At 39.9% G+C, this 23,680-nt stretch carries 25 protein-coding genes; 6 read left to right on the forward strand and 19 right to left on the reverse strand.

Annotated elements, in window-relative coordinates:
• Window positions 1-455: 455 nt before the first annotated feature.
• A complete protein-coding gene (locus ABNP46_RS12510) occupies window positions 456-1,856 on the reverse strand; it encodes a hypothetical protein (protein ID WP_349918180.1) in 1,401 nt (466 codons plus the stop codon).
• A gap of 183 nt (window positions 1,857-2,039) precedes the next feature.
• Window positions 2,040-2,186 (reverse strand): hypothetical protein, encoded by a 147-nt coding sequence (locus tag ABNP46_RS12515; protein ID WP_349918181.1) that lies wholly within the window; start codon window positions 2,184-2,186, stop codon window positions 2,040-2,042.
• A 626-nt stretch (window positions 2,187-2,812) separates the two neighbouring features.
• On the opposite strand from ABNP46_RS12515, the gene ABNP46_RS12520 reads away from it, so the two are divergent.
• Entirely contained in the window at window positions 2,813-3,397 is a 585-nt protein-coding gene (locus tag ABNP46_RS12520; protein WP_349918183.1) for a hypothetical protein, read from the forward strand.
• A gap of 102 nt (window positions 3,398-3,499) precedes the next feature.
• Here the strand turns inward: ABNP46_RS12520 and ABNP46_RS12525 are convergent, their stop codons facing one another.
• The 15 genes from ABNP46_RS12525 to ABNP46_RS12595 all read right to left on the reverse strand — a co-directional run bounded on the left by ABNP46_RS12525 (window position 3,500) and on the right by ABNP46_RS12595 (window position 15,975).
• Complete coding sequence (locus ABNP46_RS12525) at window positions 3,500-3,880, reverse strand: hypothetical protein (protein ID WP_349918184.1); 381 nt, start codon at window positions 3,878-3,880, stop codon at window positions 3,500-3,502.
• Window positions 3,881-3,901: 21 nt separating this feature from the next.
• Window positions 3,902-4,720, reverse strand: coding sequence for a DUF2971 domain-containing protein (locus tag ABNP46_RS12530; RefSeq protein ID WP_349918186.1), 819 nt, complete (start codon window positions 4,718-4,720; stop codon window positions 3,902-3,904).
• A 67-nt stretch (window positions 4,721-4,787) separates the two neighbouring features.
• Entirely contained in the window at window positions 4,788-7,331 is a 2,544-nt protein-coding gene (locus ABNP46_RS12535) for a hypothetical protein (RefSeq protein WP_349918188.1), read from the reverse strand.
• The gene (locus ABNP46_RS12540; protein ID WP_349918190.1) at window positions 7,331-7,768 is read right to left on the reverse strand and encodes a hypothetical protein; all 438 of its coding nucleotides are present in this window, start codon (window positions 7,766-7,768) and stop codon (window positions 7,331-7,333) included. Before ABNP46_RS12540 ends, ABNP46_RS12535 begins: the two co-directional genes overlap by 1 nt.
• Window positions 7,769-7,785: 17 nt before the next feature.
• The gene (locus ABNP46_RS12545) at window positions 7,786-8,115 is read right to left on the reverse strand and encodes a hypothetical protein (RefSeq protein WP_349918192.1); all 330 of its coding nucleotides are present in this window, start codon (window positions 8,113-8,115) and stop codon (window positions 7,786-7,788) included.
• 96 nt (window positions 8,116-8,211) lie between these two features.
• Window positions 8,212-8,640, reverse strand: a complete 429-nt coding sequence (locus tag ABNP46_RS12550) for a hypothetical protein (protein ID WP_349918193.1) — start codon at window positions 8,638-8,640, stop codon at window positions 8,212-8,214.
• A gap of 42 nt (window positions 8,641-8,682) precedes the next feature.
• Entirely contained in the window at window positions 8,683-9,054 is a 372-nt protein-coding gene (locus ABNP46_RS12555; protein WP_349918195.1) for a hypothetical protein, read from the reverse strand.
• The gene (locus tag ABNP46_RS12560; RefSeq protein WP_349918196.1) at window positions 9,051-9,617 is read right to left on the reverse strand and encodes a hypothetical protein; all 567 of its coding nucleotides are present in this window, start codon (window positions 9,615-9,617) and stop codon (window positions 9,051-9,053) included. The genes ABNP46_RS12555 and ABNP46_RS12560 overlap by 4 nt, the downstream gene beginning before the upstream one ends.
• 2 nt (window positions 9,618-9,619) lie before the next feature.
• A complete protein-coding gene (locus ABNP46_RS12565) occupies window positions 9,620-9,952 on the reverse strand; it encodes a phage head completion protein (protein WP_349918198.1) in 333 nt (110 codons plus the stop codon).
• A complete protein-coding gene (locus ABNP46_RS12570; RefSeq protein ID WP_349918199.1) occupies window positions 9,952-10,488 on the reverse strand; it encodes a hypothetical protein in 537 nt (178 codons plus the stop codon). The genes ABNP46_RS12565 and ABNP46_RS12570 overlap by 1 nt, the downstream gene beginning before the upstream one ends.
• A gap of 213 nt (window positions 10,489-10,701) precedes the next feature.
• Window positions 10,702-11,940, reverse strand: a complete 1,239-nt coding sequence (locus ABNP46_RS12575) for a phage major capsid protein (protein ID WP_349918201.1) — start codon at window positions 11,938-11,940, stop codon at window positions 10,702-10,704.
• Between the two features lie 40 nt (window positions 11,941-11,980).
• The gene (locus ABNP46_RS12580) at window positions 11,981-12,577 is read right to left on the reverse strand and encodes an HK97 family phage prohead protease (RefSeq protein ID WP_349918202.1); all 597 of its coding nucleotides are present in this window, start codon (window positions 12,575-12,577) and stop codon (window positions 11,981-11,983) included.
• A 26-nt stretch (window positions 12,578-12,603) separates the two neighbouring features.
• Window positions 12,604-13,755 (reverse strand): phage portal protein, encoded by a 1,152-nt coding sequence (locus ABNP46_RS12585; RefSeq protein ID WP_349918204.1) that lies wholly within the window; start codon window positions 13,753-13,755, stop codon window positions 12,604-12,606.
• 40 nt (window positions 13,756-13,795) lie between these two features.
• On the reverse strand, window positions 13,796-15,544 hold the full coding sequence (locus ABNP46_RS12590; RefSeq protein WP_349918206.1) for a terminase large subunit: 1,749 nt from the start codon (window positions 15,542-15,544) through the stop codon (window positions 13,796-13,798).
• Between the two features lie 32 nt (window positions 15,545-15,576).
• Entirely contained in the window at window positions 15,577-15,975 is a 399-nt protein-coding gene (locus ABNP46_RS12595; RefSeq protein WP_349918207.1) for a P27 family phage terminase small subunit, read from the reverse strand.
• Between the two features lie 1,125 nt (window positions 15,976-17,100).
• Here ABNP46_RS12595 and ABNP46_RS12600 point away from each other — a divergent pair.
• Entirely contained in the window at window positions 17,101-17,895 is a 795-nt protein-coding gene (locus ABNP46_RS12600; protein WP_349918209.1) for a toll/interleukin-1 receptor domain-containing protein, read from the forward strand.
• 67 nt (window positions 17,896-17,962) lie between these two features.
• On the opposite strand, the gene ABNP46_RS12605 is transcribed toward ABNP46_RS12600, so the two are convergent.
• Window positions 17,963-19,195, reverse strand: coding sequence for a HEPN/Toprim-associated domain-containing protein (locus ABNP46_RS12605; protein WP_349918210.1), 1,233 nt, complete (start codon window positions 19,193-19,195; stop codon window positions 17,963-17,965).
• A 149-nt stretch (window positions 19,196-19,344) separates the two neighbouring features.
• On the opposite strand from ABNP46_RS12605, the gene ABNP46_RS12610 reads away from it, so the two are divergent.
• Window positions 19,345-19,599: a hypothetical protein gene (locus ABNP46_RS12610; protein WP_349918211.1), complete on the forward strand. Its 255-nt coding sequence runs from the start codon at window positions 19,345-19,347 to the stop codon at window positions 19,597-19,599.
• Here the strand turns inward: ABNP46_RS12610 and ABNP46_RS12615 are convergent.
• Entirely contained in the window at window positions 19,596-20,000 is a 405-nt protein-coding gene (locus tag ABNP46_RS12615; RefSeq protein ID WP_349918212.1) for a hypothetical protein, read from the reverse strand. The two genes, ABNP46_RS12610 and ABNP46_RS12615, sit on opposite strands and share 4 nt — an antisense overlap.
• Before the next feature lie 45 nt (window positions 20,001-20,045).
• On the opposite strand from ABNP46_RS12615, the gene ABNP46_RS12620 reads away from it, so the two are divergent.
• From ABNP46_RS12620 to ABNP46_RS12630, 3 genes are all read left to right on the forward strand, one after another.
• A complete protein-coding gene (locus ABNP46_RS12620; protein WP_349918213.1) occupies window positions 20,046-20,555 on the forward strand; it encodes a glycoside hydrolase family protein in 510 nt (169 codons plus the stop codon).
• A gap of 34 nt (window positions 20,556-20,589) precedes the next feature.
• Complete coding sequence (locus tag ABNP46_RS12625; RefSeq protein WP_349918214.1) at window positions 20,590-20,724, forward strand: hypothetical protein; 135 nt, start codon at window positions 20,590-20,592, stop codon at window positions 20,722-20,724.
• A 167-nt stretch (window positions 20,725-20,891) separates the two neighbouring features.
• A complete protein-coding gene (locus ABNP46_RS12630) occupies window positions 20,892-23,591 on the forward strand; it encodes a tail fiber domain-containing protein (RefSeq protein ID WP_349918216.1) in 2,700 nt (899 codons plus the stop codon).
• The last annotated feature ends 89 nt before the right edge of the window (window positions 23,592-23,680 follow it).

The following is a 23,680-nucleotide window of genomic DNA, read 5'->3' on the forward strand; positions in this document are numbered from 1 at the left end:
AAAGTTTGTGTTTGAAGTAATCCGACTTGCTCGGATTGCTGAGAACTAGAGAGATAGAGCGAATGCGATATCTCGATATTCAATATATGAATACAAGTAATGAATACTGTATAAGTGATTCACTACTTCTTAATAGTTAACTGGGTATCTTCTTCTGTAGTAACTGCCGCACTTCGGCTACGCCTTGCTTGTTGGATGACTAACTCACTCCGTTCATAAGTCATAGGGTCGCTCGGCTGTGGAAGCACTCGCTAAAGTACTACTCATGGAACTATCAAAGTACAAAAAGTACAAAAAGTACAATCAATACTGCACAAGGGTGATTTTCACATCTCTAAAAATGTCACAAAAACCCCTTTATAGTATTATATACCCCTTTTTGTGACACTTTGGATCTTTACCAAGGATATCCATAATGGTGTCTGTCGCATTGGGTATTTCAAGAAAAGGCACAACTAAGTGCCCTTGTTTTGTTTCTTCTCAAACCTCTTCATTAACTCACCTCTCTCTATTGCAGTTGCACCAATATCATCCATCCACTTCAAAAACTCAGGTAGCGATGGATTAGTTTTTAAACATCTACTTACTTGTTTTCTCCTATTTGCATCTAATGCATTCGCTTTAGGTGGTCTTCCGTTCTTCTTCACAACAACATCATCATCAATTCCAATATCAATATACTCTGGATTTGCAACAAGACTCTTTGCTTGGCGTTCATCAAATACATAGATAACTTGTGTATCAGCACTATCATACTTACGAACACACCCACGCATTATGAACTGGTGAAGCATTTCATATTCTCGTGCTTGTAGTACTTGTTCCCGAGTAATTCCAAAAAGATATTCAAGACTCTTTATCTCTGAGTCATCGGGATGCATAGATGCAAGCCACACACAAGCACTATAATCTTGATATTCATTTAGTCCCCTACTATTGGGGCTGATGTAATCACCAACGAGAGAATACTGATCTCCATCCTTATTATTATTCGTCCAATAGAACTTCTTACCATTTAATTCTTTGTTGAGATAGTCATACACTGCCTTTAGTTTATCTTGGTTCTTGTTCTTATATGAGGTAGTTAACTTCGAATTACTAAAATACTTAACAACAATTCTATCTTGATATGGTACTTTCCTTTTTCGTAGTTCTAGTTCTACTTTCTCAAAGATATCCTTGTTGGCAAGATAGATTAGAGTATTCTCAAAATCATTTGCCATGAACGTGATATCTAGACCTAGATACTTAGTTAGATCCTTATAGGCAAGGATACGTAATTGATCAACCTTCTCATCATCGAACCATGAGCGATTCATAAAGAACTTATCATTTTGTTCTGTTACTTTGAATTTCTTCCTCACTTCAATAAGTATATCACCATCTTGTTCTTTTGACGTTGCAGTTACATACTCATATGAACTATTGAAGCTAGTGATATCATCAAAGACCTCATATCTTGCTGATTGCTTGAGGTATGGACTTATATCATTGATTTTATCAAACTCAAGAGAAGTTGTTACATCATCAACATATACAGTAAAGTTCTTTAGTACTGATGGGTTAAGTCTCCAAAATATCTTGTCGGTGATGAACAAAACATTACTTGTTGGTGCTTTGATGTAATCAGTGACCCTATCCATTACGTTATCATCTGGTAATCCAGTACTGTATATTGCAGTTGCTGAGATACCATATACTGTTTGCAATGTCTGCACTGAACTATTAATGAGTATCTTTGTACCTTGAACAATGATGAAGTTATGTTGTTTAATCTTTAGAACTTCATTGATTATCTTGAATACTGCTGAGGTCTTGCCACTTCCACAACTTCCACTGTTATATCCTAATTTCATTATTATAGTTTCCTTACTACTGTAACTCAGGTGTGCTTCCTGCACCCTTTTTCATTACCTCTTGTTTATGTTTACTTACGTGCACATGAAAACCATAAATACATTGTTGGTTTTGATTTATGGTACTTTGTACACAACATTGGGTAGCTTAGGCTGCCCTTTTTTGTGCCTGTTGTTTAGTGATTACAGGCCAATCATTGCTTTGTTTATGAGTTGCTGTACTGCATCAGATACTGTCTTTGCCTTACCATCTAGTACTTGCTTCTCAAGGTATGCCTGTTGTGCAGGTGTGAGACGAACATCGGCCCGCCCGATTTTCTTTGTTGTCATATTGCTTCCTTATGCCCGACAATCCTCCTATTTTTCAGAGTGAAAATTACCCCTGCATTGCACAGGGGGTATAAAACTAAACTAGTTTTGGTGAGAGTGAAGAAGGAACCAGGCAATGTCACGAACCTGAAAATTCACTCTCTATCTTTTTTGGAGGATACTTCTATTATAGATGGTAGAGTTTTATTTTTACTCTTTCCCATCAGTTTTATTTATCAAAATGAATTAGAAAAGCGGCTCAAATGAAGGCATTTTAAAATGAAACTTTATAACAGTCATGATTACATTAACTAATGATTCTCTGTCCAGGTAGAACGAGTGCCGCTCCTGCCCTTCCTTGTTCTGCTGCCCTTCTCTTTCTGTGTAGTCATAATGCCAGCCCGAAAACTGCAAGACAAACGATAAATTACTTTACTTTAGAATATTTACTCTAGTGAATACTTTCAAAAACAATAAGGTTCAGAGAGTATCTATAGGGTTCAGATACCTAGTAAAAAGAACAAGGTTTTAGAGGTATCTTAGAAAAGTACATATGTTTGTAGATAGTACTTGATCATTCTTTTAGTAGTAGTTACTGTAGGTTCCGTAAGACAACTTCAACCTCTGTACTGACAAGGAACTGAATCATGAGCAATGAAACTATCAACGGTACTAACACCAATGAGAAAGATTTCTTGGCCCTCAATACCGAACAGCTTAAGAAAGAACTTCATGCAGTATTCTTTGATAAGAGTAAACGCATACCAGAGAAGATTGAGGAATACCAAGAGCTTATCAATCAAGCAGTTAAAATCATAGCTCACCTCAAAGAAAAAGAGGCTGATGATAAAAAGAAACAGTTGCTGGCTGAGTTGGCCGACCTTAGAGAAAGGTATGGTGCAGACTTCTCTATCGTAGAGAAGGGTCGAGGAAATGCAAAAAATAAAAAAGGAACTAAACCCAGCACTGAAAAAGAAATGATCACCACTAAAATTGTGGATCTCAAAGGTGCTGTTGTTAGTGTGACCGTTGGTAAGAGAGGTGCAGTTGCCAAACCCAAAGAGGGTGAAGCAACAGATACCTATGACTTCTTCCAAGAAGTTAGCCGCATGAATGAAGGTAAGGCCACCAAGGACAAGATCACAAAAGAATCACTGTCCAAGTCCTCACCTGCTGAGATTGCAGAAACCTTCGCCGACTACATCGCCAAGGTAAAGGCTCAAGCAGCCTAACCAGTACAAATACTGAACACACGCTAGAGTCAGAACGTAAAAAGAAGGGGGCCATCATGGGCCCCTTTCTTGTTCTTATAATTTGTTATCTCTAACACCCTATCACCTAGTAATGTCACGGTGAACGTTAAAGCTCCCCATAACTGTCGTGAAGACGATGGAACTGTTTGTTTTATCGACAAACTGCATATCCCATACCCCCTGTACTGGTGCATTAGGTTGTGATGGTGGTGCAGCATTAGCACTCATGTTTGAAGTAATAACTATTCTTATGAGTCCCTTACTTGCATCCACGATCTGCGGTGCAAGATCCAGCCAAATATCTGAATCTGCATTGTATCTAACTTGTGCTTTTACATTGACAGTTGATAAGTCGTAAATGCTCTCTACGCCTGTTTGATTGTCTATGTTTAGATAATAGAACTCTAGTACTTGACTATCCCCGCGATAGATCTCTATGTCTAACTTCCCTCGTTGTATCATTATCATATTCCTTTATTATTATTATTTTTTATATTTATACTTGATATCTACAAATTCCAAGTCATATGTCTTTTCTGATAATTTAGCTTGTTTAAACTTTATCTTCCGACCTAGTTCTTTGGATGCCTGTTGAACTGCGTTCTTTAATAAAGTTAAATCATCTTTTGAAATTTTAGCTCCAGCAATGACACAATGAAGTCTTTTAGCTCGGTCATATTCATAAATCCCTGGCTTCTCACCACAAGTAAAAGCCCTTTCTTCTGCTTCGTATTTCCAAATGTCATCTTTTGTAAGTAATACTGACATATCAAAATCGTTGGAAGATAGTGTATATACAGGTTTATCTTTAGAATACTCAACTTTGTATGGAATGAGACTCTCAGCTATCGGATCTTCCACATACTCTTGTAAGTCTTCAGGTTTCGAGTATCTAAACCCAACTACAAATCCTTTATGGTAGTCAGCGTAATGTGACCACATAAGAGCATTGTCATACTGACGACTTAAACTTAAAACACCAACACCTTTAAGCAATTCGGATATGAAATCACCAGATTTTATTCTGCGTTTAAGTTTACTAATAATTTCATCTCTTTTTAATTTAAGTTCAAAATAATTATAGTTTTGTTCCAATAACAATAACTCTGCTTTTTTGAACCCTCTAGTCTCATGTAAAAGATCAGTAGATACCAAAGGCTGGCAGTCGAAAGGATCATTAAAATCTAATGGGCAAGTGAACTTAATAGTCCCTTTGGTGATAATGTTGAGACTTAATTTATCGACACCAAATGGAATATACTTGTACCTAAAGAACTGCTTATCGTTATCAACATCCATCATATCAGCACCATGAATTAGCTGTGTCCTAAATGGATACTACCTCAAAACGCTGATAAGAAAAAGCACATCACATACCCTGTTCGCGTCTGGCTAAGTTGGTGAACTGCAATAGGCTATCTCGATGTTTCGCTAACATACTATCGAACTTCTCGGGGCTAATACTGGTATCACCCTGAACAACTAGATCGGAGTTGATTACAATCCCCTCCCCTGAACCTTTCTTATCCGATAGGTATGAAGTTAGATCTTTGTTCTGTTCAGGGGCAATCACTCGCTCACCTGCTTTCAAAATGTATGATCCAGTCTCTGATACTTCATCTGTCCCACTGTGGAACTGTCCTAGCGTTACCGCCCCAGCACTAGCAATTGCACCGCCGTATTGAGCAATAACCATTGCCTTCTCACCCCAGTTTTCAGCCTTGCCCCACTTCTCCCACATTTCAATCCCAAGAGAAGCAATGGTACTAGCCTTTTCCATGGCGAATAGTATTTTCGCCTGCTTTGAACCTTGTTCAGCTAGTTGAGCACTGTTCCTGAACAGTTCAGAAATAGTTCCTAACTGAGACATAGCCAAATCACGTTTTGCTGATGTTAGGCTCTTATCTGAATCTAGTATCTGAGTATTGTATTCATCTTGGGAAATCAGACCATTTGCACGTTGTTCCTCAAGTAATGCCCGTTCTTGCTCATAGTACAGAACTTGGGCTTCTTCTCTTGAGGCCATATGTTCATTTTGACGTTCTACTTTTTGAAGTTCATATTCTCGATCAATCTCTGCAAGTTTATTATTCTTGTCCTGTTCAGTAACAATACTGTACTCACCCTTCTCTTGATCTAATCTAAATGCCTCTTCAATTGCGGCCCTCTTGATTAGCAACTCTTGGTTAGCTACACCCTCTTGTGTTGTGGAAAAGTCCTTTAGGGTGTTCATCTGAGAAACACGATCATTGTATTCCTGCTGGGCTAACTTCCTCTTTTCATCAAGTTCTTTCTTTTTGATATCAACTAACTTGTCTGATAGTGCTTGTTCAGCAATGAGCTTTGCCTCATTGAACTCTGATTGAGTAAGGGAACCTTCCTGTAAGTAGCTCTTGAGCTTTTCTAGCTGCTGTTCATACCCGTACTGAGCTATCTGCTGTTCGGTAGCTGCAAGGCTCGACAATGCCGCCTGACGCTTGCTGTAAGCCTCTGTATTGAATCCGGCGATCTTGGCATTCACTGCCTTGATGTTCTCGGCGTTCGTCTCTAGGAGGGCCTTCTGATTGCTTATCTGGCCTTCCAGGGCTTTGCGTGATTCCTCGCCTTGAGTGTTCTGTAACTGCGTCTCTAAGCGTCCCTGCTCCTTCATGAGGCTGGTACGCTGCTCCTGTAGGCTCTTGAGGGAAACAATAGAGGCGGTCGCGGTTGAGGTGTCAGGGGCCTTGGCTGCTCCTGCTGTGCCTGTACTCTTAGAGCTGATAGTCTCGGCGTTCTTGAAATCCTGTGCCTTGGCTAGGTCTGCATCAAACTTCGCTAGGGCATCTGCTGCTGCGGCCTGACCTTGAGCACGTAACCACTTGCCATAGTCATCAAAGCCGTTTTCCCATAGTCCCTCTAGCTGAGCTGTGAAAGCCGGATCGTTATCTTTAACGCTTTTGGAGATTATGCCCTGACGGATTGCATCAGCATTGCTGATAATGTCGCCCGCATTTTTTGCATTTACCCCAGTACCATCATTCACATATGAACTGACGACGTTCTTAGATTTAGCACCCTCTGATACCTCATAGAACAGATCAGAGACTCGTTTACTCATTTCAGAACTGAGCGATATCAAACCACTAAAACTATTGGCTAGGGCTGCATTGAAGTTGTTTTGCAGCATGTCGATATTACTTTGTGTCTTCTGAATATCGCTTATGGTGTCTTGGGAAAGAGTGGCACGTTGAACGGCATATCCATCTAACATGTTCTTGATCTCTTGCTCATTCATTCTGAGAAGCGGCCCTAACTTGCTGGCCTCTGATGCAAGGGATTCAAGGACGAACGTCTGTTGTGCTGTGGAGGCACCGACTTGATCCAGGTCTGCTTGTACCATCTTGAGTACTTCCATGGAACCCAAGCCCCTGAAATCATCAGCAGTACGGTTTATCTTACCGTGGATAACGTCGAGGTAGTCCTGTAGGGCTCCGCCCCCAGTACTGAGATAATCCCCTGTCTTGTCGTTCACATCCTTGAGGATATCGCCCAATTGCTCCATCGATACACCCACTGTATGAGCCGCTATCGCCTGTTGGTTCATTGCCTCAACAGTGAGGCCGGACGTTTTAGCCATGGCCTCTAACTGCTTCTGAGGCACCATTACGGCATTACCCGCTGCCAATGCTGCGGCAGTCATCCCACCAAGGGCAATCCCCACACCAGCAGCAACACCACCCACTGGCCCAAGGCGTGATAGAAAGCCCTGTATCGCACTCTGGGGATGACTGAACCCAGCAGCCACCCCCTGCCCCATCTTCTGGGCACCCTGCCCTATGTTGTTGAAAGCAGAGTTGCTTTGCTTCCTAAATCGCTCAATTTCTGCACTGGCCTTAAGAGCATTTGCAGTAATTGGTATATTCACACCCGCCATTATTCATCTTCCTTATTATTATGTTCTTGGTAAATCTTAATTAGTTCCTCAATGTAGTATTGATCCTTATCTTCTTTCCCGATTTCGTCTTGTATGTGTTCAAGAAGATCAACAAAGAACTTATCTATTACATGCTTTGGTAAATTAGGTGTTGATAACTGCCTTCTCATTTTCAAAATTCTAGGATCATTTAGATAGTCTGGAAGCTCACCACTTAAGAAAGGCATCATTTGTTTTGCCGTTTTGTAATCACTCTTTTTAGTTATGTTCTGATTTCTCAAAAGTTCTATGATGAATCCAGTTAGTTCATGATCAGTATTCTTAGTGAAATGGCGTAAATGATTGTATGCCTTGTACTGGTCTATGATAGTTATAGGCCATTGCTTTATTTCATGAATTGGTACTGATAGGGCAATACTGAGATCGAAGAGAAACATTTCATCATGATCATTAATCAGTCTTCTTGCTTTTTTTTTATGTTTTCGACTCGCTTCTGTGGGCCACTAATCTCGGCAATCTTTGTTGCAATGAGGATGATAAGTTCATAACTAATCTTGTCTCCCACTTCGGCTAGCTCTGTCATTTCATCAAAAACCATTTTCCCATTTTCTTCACATAGGCAATACTTGATTATTGCAAGTTCACGAATACCCTCTAGATACTGTGTACTAAGGGCAGATGCAAGATTGTATGAGATATGTTTTGCATAGAATTTATGTTCTTTACCATCCAATTCAATGGTTAGTTTATAAGGTTTCAATCCGTACTTATCCAAAAAATTCATTTTTATAATCCTTGTTATTATTATAGATACAGTATTTAATGGAAATAAAAAAGGCAGCAGGTTTTCACCCACTGCCTAAACGTATTATTGACTTACTTAAACACCATCAGTCTCGGTAATGCCACCATCAACAACCAATGTATATGTAACAGTACGAACAGCTTCAGCCTCTGTTGAAATACTCTTACTAGAAACGATACCAGTGAAAGTTAAAACCTGACTACCACTTGCGGTATCAGCACCACCTTTAAGGGTTAGCTCACACACAACTTTTTTGCTGTTCTTTGCAAGTAGAGCTAGAGCTTTGTATGAAGCAGATGCAGGAACGTAAGAACAAACGATCTCATAGGGATCAACACTCTTACCCGCAACAAGTTTCCGCTTCTCGGGCTCATTGTAATGTTGAACTTCCACGATGTTTGCTGTGATGGTTCCGCCCGTGATAGTTTGAATGTCAGTCACGACAACACCATCAATCTCTAGATCGATATAAAGACCAATGTTAATATCTGGAATTGCAGACATATAAATTTCCTTATTATTATTTTATTGTTATAGTTATTTTATTTATTGGAAGTTCACTACATGGGTAATCTCAATTTTGTATAACCGTTCAAAACAATTTTGTAGTTTATGATCTGATGTATCTGTGATCTTAATGTTCAATACTGAACCCCCAATGTATTTATTTAAGAGGGATTCGAAAGCACTATCATCACATAGTTCTAGATAGCTAGAGCAAACCCTCACAACATGAAAAAGAGTATTCCTTACTTCCTTATCTTTGTTGTAATAGCGGGTATCAACTCTTGAACTTAGATGTTCAAATGCAATGGCCTCTTTGGCTTTATCACTATCTGGAACTTCAAATGGATATACTGTGATATTACCTTGCTTGTATTTTTTAAGAACCCCCATTAGTTCTGATTCTATACTCACTTCTTACTATTCCTCTTATCTTGCTTCCTTATCTCGCTCTCAATCTCTTGAAGTAGGAACTTCTTAAAGTTCTCTTCCATAGCCTGTTCTTGTTGGTGTCGAATACGTTCAACAAAGTACAAACCCTTAGTTGTTCCTATGTACCGGAATGCTTCATCCGTTACCTTACCAAACACCTTGAAGCCTTTCCCTTTACCTGCACGGGCGAGCGGGTTACGCCTACCCAGTTCCAGGATCATTGCCATACCGTATGCACTTTCAGTGCCGTACTTTCCCTTCTTCATATCAAAGGTGACTTCTGCATAAAGTTCGTTGTACTTCTTATCAGGGATGTAACCACTCTTGGGGATCTTGATCTTCTTATTAGTATTTACAGTAGTTTTAATTACTACATCATCCTTTAGCATTGCGGGGGCTGCTGCTTGTACTGCTTCTTTCACTGGGGCTAAGGTTTGTTTGGCGGCATTACGTAGGGCTCGGGCTCTGAACTTTGGATCTGTAAGGGAGTCGAGAAGTTTGTTTAGATTGTCTAAACCTTTTATATGTTTACTATCTCTTGCCATAGTTAATCCTTCTCTACGTAGAAGGTAATGAACTTTTGAACCATATTCCAAGATTCATAACTAACTATTTTGTATGTCTTGTTTTGAAACTCCATCACGAACCCACTACAAGAATCGATCAACGGGGTCAGGGATTTACTATAGCGAGTTTTAATCACCAATCTGTTTGCCCAAGCTTTGTCAAACTTAGAACCAGAATCCTGTACTTTTTCAAATTGCACTTCTGCTTTCATTTCTACAAACAGTTCTTTGGTGTTTTGAAACTCCCCTACTTCATTTTGTGTTTGAACAAGATGATATACCTTTACACTATTTCGCATGTTTCCTGTATTCATCAGATACCCCCTGCATTATTGGGCAAGCGGTACTGCTTAAAGATAGCCTGATGGTTGAGGGGTATTTCTGTTGCACTGATACCAAGTACTATGGACTCTCTGTTCTGGAACATCGTAGCTACGTACATACATAGTCCAAGTACTATCGATTGAGGAACATCATTGTTCCCACTGGCATTGAAATCACACTGAATCTCAAACTGTACTGGGAAGGTTGGAGCACCTTGGATTTGTACCTTCTTAGAAACTCTATCAAGTTTGTATTGTACTGGATTGTTACTGGCATCAACTGCACTGTTAATTAAGTACCCACCATACGGGATTCTAAAGTTTGGGGTATCAGTACTGAGGATGATTTTTGATTTTAGTAGTGGACGGTTCATGAACCTCTCAGCACTTGCTATTGCAGCTTCTTTATAGAGTCCCAACAGTTCTGATTCATCATCAATTAGTATTAGATGTTCTCTTAGAAGTTCGTTTGATATAAGAACATCGATTAACGAGTCATCTCTAAATTCAATTATGTATTCGATCATATGCAATTCCTATTATTGTTATTATCTGTATTTATTAGAGACAAAAAAAGAGCACCACCCCGAAAGGTAGTGCTCTAAAAAGTGTGTTCAAGTTTCTTTATTATAATTCTTATTGAACTTTGCTATTGATTGAACTTCTTTTTATTTTAGTTATTTAGTACTTCGCTTTCTCGCAGTAGTTTTTAACTGTACTGGCTCTACAGCGGTACTACCTCAAGCAGCTTTCTTGATAGAAGTTGGCATAGCTAGACCGATAACAGCCTTGTTGGACTTAACAACACCCCCCGCACGGAATTGGCTTGGGAAAGATGTATGACCATCAATTTGCCATTCGTTCACTTTTAGGGTTAGAGAATTGGCTAGGGTTAGTAGTGCAAACGCCTCTTTATAGTCACCAAATAGTACTGGTGCATCTTCTGGGAGTAGTAAATCTAGAACTACAGGATAACCATGAAGAGCCATTACGTTAGCGTCTTGGGCTGAACGTTGCATTAGTGGCTGGCCGTTTTCATCGCGTAGAGTAGCGATAGCTAGATAGTTCTTACGGTTCATAACCCAAGAAGCACCAGCCTTGAATTTAGTTGGTAGGTCTAGAACCATTTCATTTAGCTTATCCATTAGTGCGTAACGGTCATAATCAACCTCTGCACTTAGATCAACAACGCCAAAGAACTTAGTGCCACGGGCAACATCGGTTGTTTTGGTCTTATCGAAGAAGTGTAAGAAACCTTCCATTTCCTCACCAGTACCATTACCAGCAATTACTTGTTGAGCAAAGAGAGTACCAAAGTCATCAGAGATTTGTTTCTGAACCCATGGAACTACAGGGAAGAATGCATCATTGATTTGGTTGTCAGATAGAACAGGTTTAGCAGTACCAACACAGAAAGAACCTTTGTTCCAAGCAATATCACCATTACCAACAGTGTAAGCTGTACCTAGCTGGGCACCAGTGCTTCCGGTACTAACTGGAAGTTGGAATTCAGTATTACCCACTGGCATTGCATCAAATAGACTAACTAGGGTTGAGGTTTCTACAATGCGTTCAACAATCTGTTTGGAGAATTCAGGGATGATAGCACCAGCTACTTTACCATCTGAGGATTTGATACCTTGAATTTTACCTTCAACAATAAGAGGAACATTTTTCTTACCTGCAACGGCTTCACGGATAATCTTAGTGATAGATTTAGCTTCGGCTTGAACTTCATCTTCATCTTCTACAGAAGCTTCTTTTAGAGCTTTTAGTTCTGCGTCTTGTGCTTGTACTTTGGATTCTAGTTCTGCGATTACTTCGGCAGCACGTTCAACGATAGCGGCAGATTCAGAAACGGAAGTTTGCATTTCCTCAACAGCATCAACAACGGTACTTAGTACTTCATCCTGAACAACTTCATCAGCTTTAACAGCGTTTTTCTTAGCGGCTAACATAGCCTTTAGAGATTTAGACATAATCAAAAATTTCCTTATTATTATTATGTTTTAGTTATTTTTATTTATTGTTTTTATTGGCAATACCTTTTAGACGCTTTGCAAAAGCTTCAACATCAGAACGTTTGAAAAGAGGGATGTACTTAGGTTCTTCCTGAACCTGTACTTCTTCTTCGTCGGTGTTTACTGATTTAACTTCTAGAACTTGGGCAAGTTCATTACATGGGAAGGGAACTAGAGAGACTTCGTTAAGCTGTACTCTCTTTAGATAGGTAACACCATCGATTGTTTCGGTATCTTCTAGACTAATCCAGTACCCAATACTGAACCCATTTAGATCACCGTGCTTAAGTTCTTCATATCTGCGTTTACCTTCGGCAGTGTTTAGATTGAATTGACCAGTAAGCTTTAAACCTACTTCGTCTTCTTCTGCACTAATCCACTTACCTAGGATTTCATCATCATCGTGGTTCCATAAGAAGATAGGCATTGTGCCTAGTTCTTGGTGGCGTTCGAGAGATTCAGTGAATGCCCCTTTAACCACTACTTCATTGGCCTGATCTACAACATCAAATTTTGAACCATAACAAGTAAAACTACCTAGTTCTTCATCTTTAAGTTCATAGGACTTAACCGCCCTCATTAACTTTACTTTCATGGGTTTTGTATAACCTCTTCTTGTTATTAATTATTGTTATTTAGGGTTCCCATTGTTAGGTTATTGGAATCAACAACGAACTGATCACCACCCTCTTTTAGTTCTGGAAGATCTACACGGGCTTCATTCTTGGAGAGTAAACCTAGCTTGTATTGTTCCATTGCTAATTTACTTCTCTCGATGTAACTAGCATTGAGTAATCCAGACTCATCTAGATCAACTTCAATACTCTTATCTAGAAGAAGATTGTTATAAAACTCTTCAATGGCTAGAACGATGGGATTCACTGTTGTACTTAGGAACACAGAACGGATTTCATCTAGGCTATTACCAGCGGCCCAATCCAAACCAAGCAATGCAGGATGCACCCCCATAATAGAACAGATATCCATTGTGGTTTGTTTGCGTGTCTCTGCTGACATTGCATCTTTAAATGAATAGGAGTTTTGGGAGTATGTAACCCCCTCAATCAGTCCATAACCTGTTTGCTGGGATTGAATATTTATCTGTTCTTTGAGTCGGTTGTACTGTTCATCATCTAACTGTTGTTCAGAAGTGAACCATCCACTATTGCGGGGTGCAGTACTGTAATATTCCTTGGCGTGATTGATACTGTTGTTTGCCAGTTCAATGACTTGTTTAGCTCTATCTAGGGTTCTAAGGGTTTCAAATCCAAACCTAGTTGTGGTGAGATAGTGGATCTCTGAATCTATCACTACCTGATTGGAGTTATCAGTACCATAGTATTTCCATTTTCCAGATGTATCCTTTACTCGCTGTACTTGTCCATGCTCTATGCATTCAAAACTTTTGATTGTCCCTGTAGTACCAATGCCACCTTTTCGAACTTGAATGAAGCACTCGTTATATAGTACTAACTGCCCTACTACATTACTCAAGAACTGAATGATGGTTTCATTATCGTTTGGAGAAATTAGTACGAGCTTCAATTCTGGGGGAATTGGTACATTACTGTATCGGTCGAAGTACTCACCATTTCTTGTTTTTGCCGTGATTGGCATTGAGGTAATGGAACCACTAATCAATCTTAAACAAGCTAAAACTGTTGGCTCATTTAGTATCTCATTGTTTTGGATCCAGTTTGGAATATCTAACTGAAATGGAGCACCACTAGAACTAGGATAGAACCCTTTTGTTTTTCTTGGTCTATTAAACATTTAATTATCCTTGTAACTATATTGTTTTTGTATTTATGTGTTACAGGGTTCTGACTTGTACTTGTTTCTCAACTACTGGGATTAGTGTTAGTGCAATTAGCAATGCAATACATGCATCGATCTTTAAGTTGTGATTGCTGCTTTTGATTACTGCAATGTCCCCTTGCTGTCCTTCTCGTACACGGGCATTTTCGATACACCACTTCATTAGGGTGTCATTTGGACTGAACTTGATCTTCCCCTCTGCCATCAAACGAATGAAGGTGATTGCCGCACTGGATAGGCCGAACCCTTGGGGGACGGCTGATAGCTCTTTTCTGTACTTAGCCCTGAACTGTTCTGCGAATCGGAGACCGCCCGCCGCCCCGTCTATGCCAATCTCTTTGGGTTTGAAGGTGTCCTTCATGTGATTCAGGTTGTCGGCCACCTCTTCCAGGTCAGTGACTAGCTCACCAGCCAGGAACAGGGAACCACTGTTAATGGCCTCGGTGTAGAGGGCGGTGTAATTGCTGGGCAAGGCATCATAGGCGGCCTCTGGGATGAAGTTCTTGGACTTGGCATAGAGTGTGCCGTCTGAGCCAACGAATACGCTCACAAGGCTTGTTAAGTCGCTTGTGGCCCCTATATCACACCCCATGTACGCCTTCATTGTGGAAAGCTCTACATCGTTCGGGAATGGCCCTTGGAATGCGGTATCAATGAGGGACTGAGAGATCAGGCCGTTCTCTGCGTAGCTGTACCATCTGTTGAGGTGTTTCGTTGCGAAGGCACTCATGGCCGCCTCGCTCATGCCAGCCTCTTGAGCCTTAGAGCGAAGGGATTGCAGTGATACGGCATGGCCTAGGCTGGGGTTGGCCTGCTCAAAGCCATCTGTGGAATCGTGTTGTTCAATATCGCTCTCATACACAATCGAGAGGAACTGATCATTCTGGTACTCATCGAATAGCAAACCCTTGCTATAGTCGTACATCTCTTTACAGAAACTTCTAACGTTAGTCCCAGCAGTAGTGATCATGAATAGGATCGGGTCTTTAGAACTACTCTGAGAGGATGCAATTGCATCGTGAACGTCTCGATTCTTATGGGCATGTACTTCATCAAGTACTGCTGTGGTAATCCTGTGACCATCAAGGGAATCAGCCTCTGATGAAGTTGGGAAGATTGAGCCACCCACTTTCAGTACTATGTCATTTGCTCTAATGCTGAATTTTGATTTTATAGCTTTAGTACTACTTTTAATCTGCCCTTTGATCTCATCAAAACAGATAGTGGCTTGCTTTCTGGAACTGGCAGAAGTTGTAACTACTGGGTTCTTGTTTTCAGTCAGTAACAATGAACATATAGAAACAATCGCCGCCAACTGAGTTTTAGCATTACCTCGGGGAAGGAACACAAAAGCCTTTGTAAAACGTCTCAACCCTCGTAACTGTTCATGGGCATTATCGTTGTAGTACCAACAGAAAAGATTGAGTAAGACAAAGTGCTGCCATGGCATTAGAAGAATAGGCTTACCACCAATTGGGCCTTTGGTATGTTTGAGACTGTTTGCAACCACCACCACAAAGTTATAAATGGTTAGGTTTAGTTTTAGGTCTTCTCTTTGAAGATCATCGATAAATCGTTGGCAGAATTCTTTTTCTGATTTACTGGCATTCCTGATTCCGTTTAGAACATCATAGACATACTGAAATGCACTTTCCCATCCTTGGTGATAGAACTCTGTCTTAAAGTTCATATCCTCTAACTTAGTTGGATAGTCTCTATATTTTTTATTGTTATGGTCATTCACTTCTATTACTTCCTGTAATCACTACTCCATGCTTATTTCCTGATTTGTTTAAAGGCATCATCAACAGATGTGTCTTCATCTTCTGTACTTTCAACAGGGATTGGATCTAACCCCAGTTGTTTGAATAGTTTTTGTATTTGAGTTGAACTAGTCTGAAAGTTCCGACTATTCGGATTTTCCTTAATGACTTGCTCACCCCTACTTGTGGTTTCAATAGTTGAACCATTAGTGATGATATCTTTCAGACACTCTTGGTTAACATAGAGTTGTGCCGCTAGTTGCTGTACTAGGATCATGTCTGTGTAGTTTATGGTTCTTTGAGACTCAATCAGTTCAACTAGAGCATCTTCAATTTTATTGATTTTTATAGAGCCTGATTTATGGATCTTTGCGAGTAATGCCTTTTCCGCTTTACTGTTAGAATACGCCATTAGTCTTAACCTCTCGCAGTATCCGTATCAGTAATTCTTGATCTTGTACTGCATGGCCCTTACCATCAAGGCAATCTATTGATTCTTCGGTGATGAAAAGACGATAGGCTTGATTATCAAGTACAACAATGTGATTGGAGTCCTTTGATACAGACATAGTGAAATAGACAGATTTATTGTATTTCTGGATCTTCGCTGCTGCCTTGGCTTCTGCTCTCTTCTTCTTGTTCGTGCTTATCTTGGATTTTCTCAATGAGATCCAATTGTTGATGTGTAACCAAATACCCTTTGAGGTACTGGAAAGTTTTTCTAGTAAGTTCAATTTTATCTCCAATTAGTTTTATGGTTTTCGCTACCTCGTTCGTCTTTACGTTATGACAGCCATGACACAAAGCCATGACATTATGAGGATGTAAGTTGTACTTCATCCCGTTGGGGTATCGGATTTCGTAGATGTGATCCACTACTGCGGAAAGGTTGTGATTGCACTTCTGACAGATGGGATACTTCTCGCGGGTTCGCTTAGACAAGTCTCTCCAAGCTTTGGAGTTGTAGAACTTGTGTTCTTCTGGGAACTTCTCTAGCGGTTGTTGTGTTCTGTTTCTTGTTATGTGTTCAGAACAGTATCTATCTTTGTATGGGATAATGTTCGTACAAGTCTTGTGTAGGCACTTCTTCTTCATTGCTGTAATTCTTGTTGTTCTCTAATGCCTCACCAAACGCTCTGTAACGCTCTCTGTGCGTTCGTATGATTTTCGTGTGGGGTAATTTACGTTTTGTTCTGGTGTTAGTACTGGAGCTCCTGGAGGCGTTTACTGCGGTGATTTAGTGATTCAGTCAATGGCGGGAAAAAGTTTATAAATTAAATTGGCGTACAAAGTGGGACGAGTTGGGTATCATATTGGCGAAGATCGCCGAAGATACCCCCCCCATTTATAGATTCGATGTTAAATCACCCATATATATTTATATTTCATATAAGTATAATGACTGACAACTTAGCCTAAAATTTCACCAAATCATTTTTTCTAATGATTTTTATAGAAAAAATATTATTGATTGATTATCATAATAATTTAAGAGCGGGATTCATTAGCTCTTTTTTCAAAAACAATAGGTAGGATTATGATAGACCCATATTTTCAAGCAATAATAAATAGTTATAAAGCATTAGTCACTAAACATCACTCTAAACTGATAAATCATTGGCCATTATTGAGTGGTAATATAAACGTACAACCAGCCTCTTATAATGGTTGTAGAATTGATATCTTTAAGCATAAAACTAACTCACAAATGGTCTTTCGGATAGCAGGTCTAGGTGAATTACCACATCACATTATTGGATTTGATAGTATCAATGAGACAAATAAAGATATAGTAAGAGAACGATTAGAAACCTATTATGAGCTGAATGATAAAGATGGGGTTATCTTTATGTCTTCATCTATCTCGTTTAATGATGAACTGGAACAGTTGCTGAAGAAACATGAAGCCGCTATGAACATAAAACCTATAAAGATTTTTTTAAGCCATAAGAGTGAGAACAAAGAGCTAGTTAGAGATGTTAAGAAGACATTGGAGCTTCTTGGTTTTCATCCATGGCTGGATGAAGATGCCATGAGTGCAGGGGATAAACTTGAAAGAGCTATTAGAAAAGGCTTTAGTGAGTCTTGTGCTGTTGTCTTTTTTGTCACACCAGAGTTTAAAGATGAGCACTACATAGAGTCAGAGATTGATTACGCCATTGAAGAAAAGAGAGCCAAAAAAGATGACTTTCAAATAATAACCATCACACTTGGTGATGTTGAAGTTCCTCCGCTCCTTCGTCCGTTCGTATGGAAACAACCTAGTACAGATTTAGAAATGCTAAGAGAAATTGTAAAAGCATTACCACTGAAGATACGAAAGATATATTGAATATTTACGATAACGAAGCCAGTATAAACTTTAACTGGCTTCCTTTATATTATACTAATACAGCAGTTCATTCATTTCCAGTATATAAAAGTCCATCTAGTATCTGTTTGTCTATGTGACTTACTACATCACTTACTAACATTATTAGATTTTCTACATCCTCTTTAGCAATGTGAATAATTGAACCATCAGTGGTTTTACCATTCCTATGTACTATGTCATGACGAATTTCAACACTCTTACTTAGCTGTGCTTTCTTATCATTAGGGAAATTACATAATAGAACATTTTTGTAAAGATTTATTACTGTACCTACGTTATGAAAAGATATCTTATCAATCTCACCAATTATCTTTTCATCTAACTTACCTAACTCATCAAATATATCATTAAGAAATATCTTTCCACTGTTCTTTAAATGTTCACTGTTCTTAACGAATCGTTTCTTGATTGCATCTCTGTTTAGTACATTCTTCTTTAGAGTGTCTGATAGATATGCTTCCATTGCAGTTATCACACTAGAGAAGATCATCCGTTGAAGAACTGGTGTTGATTCATCGAGATTTATATCAGTCAGCTCAATCAATGAGTTTTCAAATATCTTATAGAAATATGTCTTACCATCTTGAATTTGCTCAATGTCCTCAAAATCGTCTACCCACCCACCATCAACTATATCCGTGATATCCAATTCACAGATATCATCATCTTTACACATATCAAGAAGCACAATTGCAAATGACTCTAGTTCCATACAAGGGAAAAGAGAGCCCTTGAAACCCATGTTATTATCAGTCACTCCAAATAGAGGCGACAGCATCAATGAAAGCAGCGGTTCATTTTCAATTACTACTTCTTCATAGCTAAAACTATAGTTATGATACTCAATCCTTTTGGATTGGCCCTCTATAATTTTCGCAGTCCACTCTTGAAAAGAGGTGTTCTTTACCGTCTCCAACTGTCTCTTTATTGTCTCATAAAATTCTACACTACTACTTGAACCCTCACCTTTTGTTATTTCATAATAATTTAGTGAATCCCTCATATCATTGATCCAAACTTCTCGCGTTTGATCAAAGTCTTGCTTTGCTGATTCTAAAGTGTGGCCATCGAGTTGCAATCTACGGCGAATAGTACGGGCAGTTGCTCTATATCCAATAAAACGGTCATTACCGCTTTCATCTACAAAAGAACGAATTTCCCGAATTCTATCTGCGTTCTTGAAATACCATTCATAATAACTATTTTGCCAGCATTCTAATTCATGGCCATTAATTTTAATATCCGAAAAGCTACTCATCCACTAACCCTCTCAGCCCCAAATGTTACCCCATCATAGCACTACTGAAAGGCCCCTCAAAAACAAAATTCAATACACCTCTGACTCACTGTATAATGAATGCAGTTGCAAGCAGCAACTAAAAACATTAACAACAAAAGGAAAGTAAAATGTACTACTCTCACAACCAAATGAATGAACATATAAATGAAGATGCATATCTCTCTGGCTCAGTCACTGTCTCATGTAATGGACAAAAAATAACCTTTGGTGACTTCATGCCAAATGCCGAGACAGGACTTTTTGAGCAGTATAAGGATGGAGTCCTTTGCACTGTTGAGAAAAATAACTCTGATAAGTTATCTCCAAGCTTTGATTGCACATGTGAGATCATTAATGACGCACTAAAATTCCATCCATATTAATTTATCTTGAATGACTCAGGGCATCTCCCAATGCTCTTACTTCCCAGCATCACATTCAGTGATAGCCTGTCTCTCAGGGCCTCACATTCCATGAGTGCCTGCGTCTCTCGGTAAGCCATTTCATACTTACTCATGCAGAGATATAGCACCTCACACAGAACATCCTCTGAGGGCCACTGAGAGACGACAACAGAGGATGATTGGTAGGTCTTCCAATCACTCTCTTTCTTTACCTTCTTACCGTACTTCGGTGATGACTTCTTTGTTTCCTTTCTGTGTGAATAGAAGTTCTTTGAACCTATGTACCACTCACCAGTTTTTGTATTAGTTAGTTTGTAGATGAATCCAATGTAGTTACTGATTATTGATTCATCTATTCCCCATTTGTTCTGACTATTCATAGCACCCCTAAATATTTGCATATGAATATTTATGAGGTAATGAAAATGAGTAAGACAATTGAGGAACAACTTAAGTACGATGAGGGCTGTAAGTTGCAGATGTACAGAGACACAGAGGGATATTGGACTGTTGGTATTGGTCATCTGATTGTGAGAGACAATACAATATCCAAAGTACGAGCCATTGAGATTCTATCTAGAGAACTACTATCACCTATCGCCCCAGATGGGCGTATAACTGCATCTGAGGCATCCTATCTCTTCCAGAAGGACTTAGCCGCAGTTAAGCAAGGAATTGAATCTAGCTCTTTCTATGCGGTTTACAGGGGTCTAGATTCTGAACGTAAGGGTTCAATCCAGAATATGGTATTCCAGATGGGTGTTCGCGGTGTTGCTAACTTCAAGAGGATGTGGGCAGCCATTGCAGTTGGTAATTGGAATGAGGCATATCGTCAGGGACTAGATAGTACTTGGTTCAAGCAAACACCTAACAGGGCTCGTCGTGTAATGGAGACTCTAAGAACTGGTTCAACTCAACACTACCCCACTAAATAAATACTTCATAATAACTACTAAAGAGGTATCCATCATGGGTATAGGTGTTTTCCTAAAAGGTGCGATTGATAAAGTACTAGGGTCAAAGATGCATGTCATTGCTAAAGGTGCAATTGTCTTTGTTCTGTTCGCTGCAATTGGTGCTGCAACTTACTTTGGCATTGCATGATGAAAGTATCATTCAACTCCAAAGATTGGCTTGCAATCATTCTTGAGATGCTACGGGCCTTCACAAGCAACAAGTATAAATAACAATCAAGGGATGTACTTCGGTACGTCCCTTTTCTTTTATCCAGATAAATACCTCAAACACATAATAATAAAAGAGGTTTTTAAATGGGATACAAAGTAATAGTTAATGAATATTCAAACTTACAAGGATTGAACAGTACTAAAGTTCTTGTCTCTGAATATGCAAGCATTGGGAGCAAGACCACCAAGGTAATCGTCGTAGAAGATACCAACATCGGCAGTACTGCATACAACGAGGCAAAAGCCGCAGCCGTTGAGGCAAAGGCAGCAGCAGCAGAAGCCAAAGCAGAAGTTGGGAAAGCTGTACTCAAGCTAGGCCCACAAACAATGGAAGGCCCTCTAACCAGTACAGGCAAGATCACTACTGGCTCCAGTGTAGAACTAATAGATTCTGCTGGTTATGGAATGCGTCAGGTGTTCTCAGGCAGTACTGGATATCTCCAAGCAGGGAAGACAGATAGAACTGCCACTGACCAATCTCTAATGTTGTCTGGATGGTTTGGTACTCCCCTCTCTCTCCTACGCCTCAACATGGCTCAGGGTGAGAATCCAAAGGTTGTTTGGGGTTCTTCTAGATATGACATTCTGCATCGTGGGAACATGCCCACTCTTGGTGAACTCAACGGGGTTAACCTCAACGACAACTCCTATTGGCACAACAGAGGGGCAGTATCAGATCTAAACACAGCAACTCTCCCAGGTCACTATCAAGGCGGGGCAGTACTAACCAATGGCCCTGTTGGTACTGATGGGTATAAACCCGGCTATGGTCATATGTTCGTTTCCAGTACTGATGGACGTACAGGATCTGGCTATTGGATCACCCAGACTTACTACAGCCATAGCAATCCTTCCCGTACCTTCACCCGTGTGAATGTGAACGGATCATGGGCTAGTTGGATTGAGATCTATACCACCTCTTATAAACCTACCGCATCTGATGTTGGGACTCTGACAACTGCTGAGATCAATACTGAACTAGGTAAGAAACTAAATCTATCTGGCGGTGCTCTATCTGGAAACATCGTCATATCTAACCAATCCACAACTGGTATTCTTGCCATTGATTCGAATGGTTTTGATAGCCAAGTTAGACTCTTGAATAAGGGTTCTATGCGTTGGATTATTTCCCGTGATGCGACGGCGGAAAATGCAACTAACGGTGGTTCTGATTTTAACATTTTCTATTATAACAATGATGGGTCATTTCGTGGTTCTGCATTAAAGATCACCCGTCAAGACGGTGTAACTATCTTCAACAAAAACCCTGTATTGTCAGTGGCACAAGCGAACATACCAGAGGCATTAACACGAAAGGATTATGTTGATTCTGAAATCATCAAAGTCGGTACTGGTTCTAAAGTTCAAGTAATAGATCTTCCGGCTGGTTCTCCCACAACTGGCTATATCCCAGTTTTGATTAGACAATACTCATACACCAATCCAGAGATTTATATCTCAACTACTGGCAACAGTGGAAGCTATCCAATGAACAACTGTTCATTTGATGGAATTGTTCGTGCGTCTGGATGGGGTGATCATACTTCATACGCATCCGGTCAATTCACTGCATATGATATGGCAGAACGTGCAATCCACTCTATCCATGGGCCATCTGAATCTGTTAATACGTATGCTTTCTATGTAGAGGTTCGAGCTTTCCCTATAACTTTAAAAGTTCCTGTTGGTGTTAACATTGAGTGCACAGGTAAAGATATTCAAGCTGGAACATCAATATACAAGGTTAACGGTCAAGAATCAGGAAATACAAAAACCATTACTCTTGCTAACTTTACTAAGGGCTCTGGTTTCTACAATGGAAGTGCAAAGGTTTATAACACTAGTTTCAAGCCAACAATGGGTGAACTTGGTGATAATAACGGTGATCTACTTATTGAACGTGATAATACAGAACCAAAGAATGGTGTTCGTCGTGATGGAAGGACAATATATCTCTATGATAGCTCTGCAAACCATGGCCTCTATTCAACTCTTGGTGAAACTGGTGCACGTGGTAACACTCAAATGATTTATCGTGTTGTTGCAACTGGTGCAATCAATGTTGGCTCAAACATCGCTCCACTGACATTGCACAGCTCTGGCAAACTTCTGCATAACACCGCAGAAGTTTATACATCAGCCAATAAACCCACTGCTACTGATGTTGGTACTCTATCAACTTCTCAAATCAATGCAGCTTTAGTATTAAAAAGTGATCTTACTTATGTTGATACTGAACTTGCAAAGAAGTTTGACAAGGATTCAGCAAATCTAACTTTATCTAGCCGTTTAACTTCCAATGATGTTTTAACTACTGGTGGATGGCTAAGAACTACGGGGGCCACTGGTTGGTATAGTGAGACTTACGGCGGTGGCTGGATGATGAGTGATACTGACTGGATCCGTTCCTATGGTGGTAAGAAGGTTCACATAGCTGCCGCTGTTGCTGACAGTTTTTATACAACCGGTGGTATACGTGCTGATATGGATATTAGAGCAAATAACTTCCAAGTAGTTTCTGATCGTAGATTGAAGTCTGATGTTGTAGTTCTTGAGAATGCTTTAGACAAAGTTCTGAGACTAACAGGTTATGTCTACACCAAGAACGAACAACGTGAGGCGGGAGTTATGGCACAGGATGTTCAACAAGTGCTTCCAGAAGCTGTTAGAGAAGATTCTGATGGTTATCTTAGCGTCTCCCATAACCAGCTCACAGCATTGCTCATAGAAGCCATCAAGGAGCTTACAGCGAGAGTGAAGAAGCTAGAGGGAGGTACAGAGTAATGGCAGTACCTAACATTCCCTTTTATTTCAGCCAAGCGGCAGCCGAATACGGGTTGCCTCTTCCTACAAATGCTCAAGCGATACGAACG

The sequence above is a fragment of the Aeromonas veronii genome, from assembly GCF_040215105.1.
Taxonomy (GTDB): domain Bacteria; phylum Pseudomonadota; class Gammaproteobacteria; order Enterobacterales; family Aeromonadaceae; genus Aeromonas; species Aeromonas veronii_G.

Coding starts and splice junctions, on each gene's coding strand:
- ABNP46_RS12620 (WP_349918213.1), top strand. CDS start 20,046: ATGAGTAAGACAATTGAGGAACAACTTAAGTACGATGAGGGCTGTAAG.
- ABNP46_RS12575 (WP_349918201.1), bottom strand. CDS start 11,940: ATGTCTAAATCTCTAAAGGCTATGTTAGCCGCTAAGAAAAACGCTGTT.
- ABNP46_RS12550 (WP_349918193.1), bottom strand. CDS start 8,640: ATGTCTGCAATTCCAGATATTAACATTGGTCTTTATATCGATCTAGAG.
- ABNP46_RS12515 (WP_349918181.1), bottom strand. CDS start 2,186: ATGACAACAAAGAAAATCGGGCGGGCCGATGTTCGTCTCACACCTGCA.
- ABNP46_RS12585 (WP_349918204.1), bottom strand. CDS start 13,755: ATGTTTAATAGACCAAGAAAAACAAAAGGGTTCTATCCTAGTTCTAGT.
- ABNP46_RS12530 (WP_349918186.1), bottom strand. CDS start 4,720: ATGATGGATGTTGATAACGATAAGCAGTTCTTTAGGTACAAGTATATT.
- ABNP46_RS12570 (WP_349918199.1), bottom strand. CDS start 10,488: ATGATCGAATACATAATTGAATTTAGAGATGACTCGTTAATCGATGTT.
- ABNP46_RS12615 (WP_349918212.1), bottom strand. CDS start 20,000: ATGAATAGTCAGAACAAATGGGGAATAGATGAATCAATAATCAGTAAC.
- ABNP46_RS12520 (WP_349918183.1), top strand. CDS start 2,813: ATGAGCAATGAAACTATCAACGGTACTAACACCAATGAGAAAGATTTC.
- ABNP46_RS12605 (WP_349918210.1), bottom strand. CDS start 19,195: ATGAGTAGCTTTTCGGATATTAAAATTAATGGCCATGAATTAGAATGC.
- ABNP46_RS12565 (WP_349918198.1), bottom strand. CDS start 9,952: ATGAATACAGGAAACATGCGAAATAGTGTAAAGGTATATCATCTTGTT.
- ABNP46_RS12545 (WP_349918192.1), bottom strand. CDS start 8,115: ATGAATTTTTTGGATAAGTACGGATTGAAACCTTATAAACTAACCATT.
- ABNP46_RS12525 (WP_349918184.1), bottom strand. CDS start 3,880: ATGATACAACGAGGGAAGTTAGACATAGAGATCTATCGCGGGGATAGT.
- ABNP46_RS12600 (WP_349918209.1), top strand. CDS start 17,101: ATGATAGACCCATATTTTCAAGCAATAATAAATAGTTATAAAGCATTA.
- ABNP46_RS12595 (WP_349918207.1), bottom strand. CDS start 15,975: ATGGCGTATTCTAACAGTAAAGCGGAAAAGGCATTACTCGCAAAGATC.
- ABNP46_RS12560 (WP_349918196.1), bottom strand. CDS start 9,617: ATGGCAAGAGATAGTAAACATATAAAAGGTTTAGACAATCTAAACAAA.
- ABNP46_RS12630 (WP_349918216.1), top strand. CDS start 20,892: ATGGGATACAAAGTAATAGTTAATGAATATTCAAACTTACAAGGATTG.
- ABNP46_RS12510 (WP_349918180.1), bottom strand. CDS start 1,856: ATGAAATTAGGATATAACAGTGGAAGTTGTGGAAGTGGCAAGACCTCA.
- ABNP46_RS12625 (WP_349918214.1), top strand. CDS start 20,590: ATGGGTATAGGTGTTTTCCTAAAAGGTGCGATTGATAAAGTACTAGGG.
- ABNP46_RS12610 (WP_349918211.1), top strand. CDS start 19,345: ATGTACTACTCTCACAACCAAATGAATGAACATATAAATGAAGATGCA.
- ABNP46_RS12540 (WP_349918190.1), bottom strand. CDS start 7,768: ATGTTTCTCTTCGATCTCAGTATTGCCCTATCAGTACCAATTCATGAA.
- ABNP46_RS12535 (WP_349918188.1), bottom strand. CDS start 7,331: ATGGCGGGTGTGAATATACCAATTACTGCAAATGCTCTTAAGGCCAGT.
- ABNP46_RS12580 (WP_349918202.1), bottom strand. CDS start 12,577: ATGAAAGTAAAGTTAATGAGGGCGGTTAAGTCCTATGAACTTAAAGAT.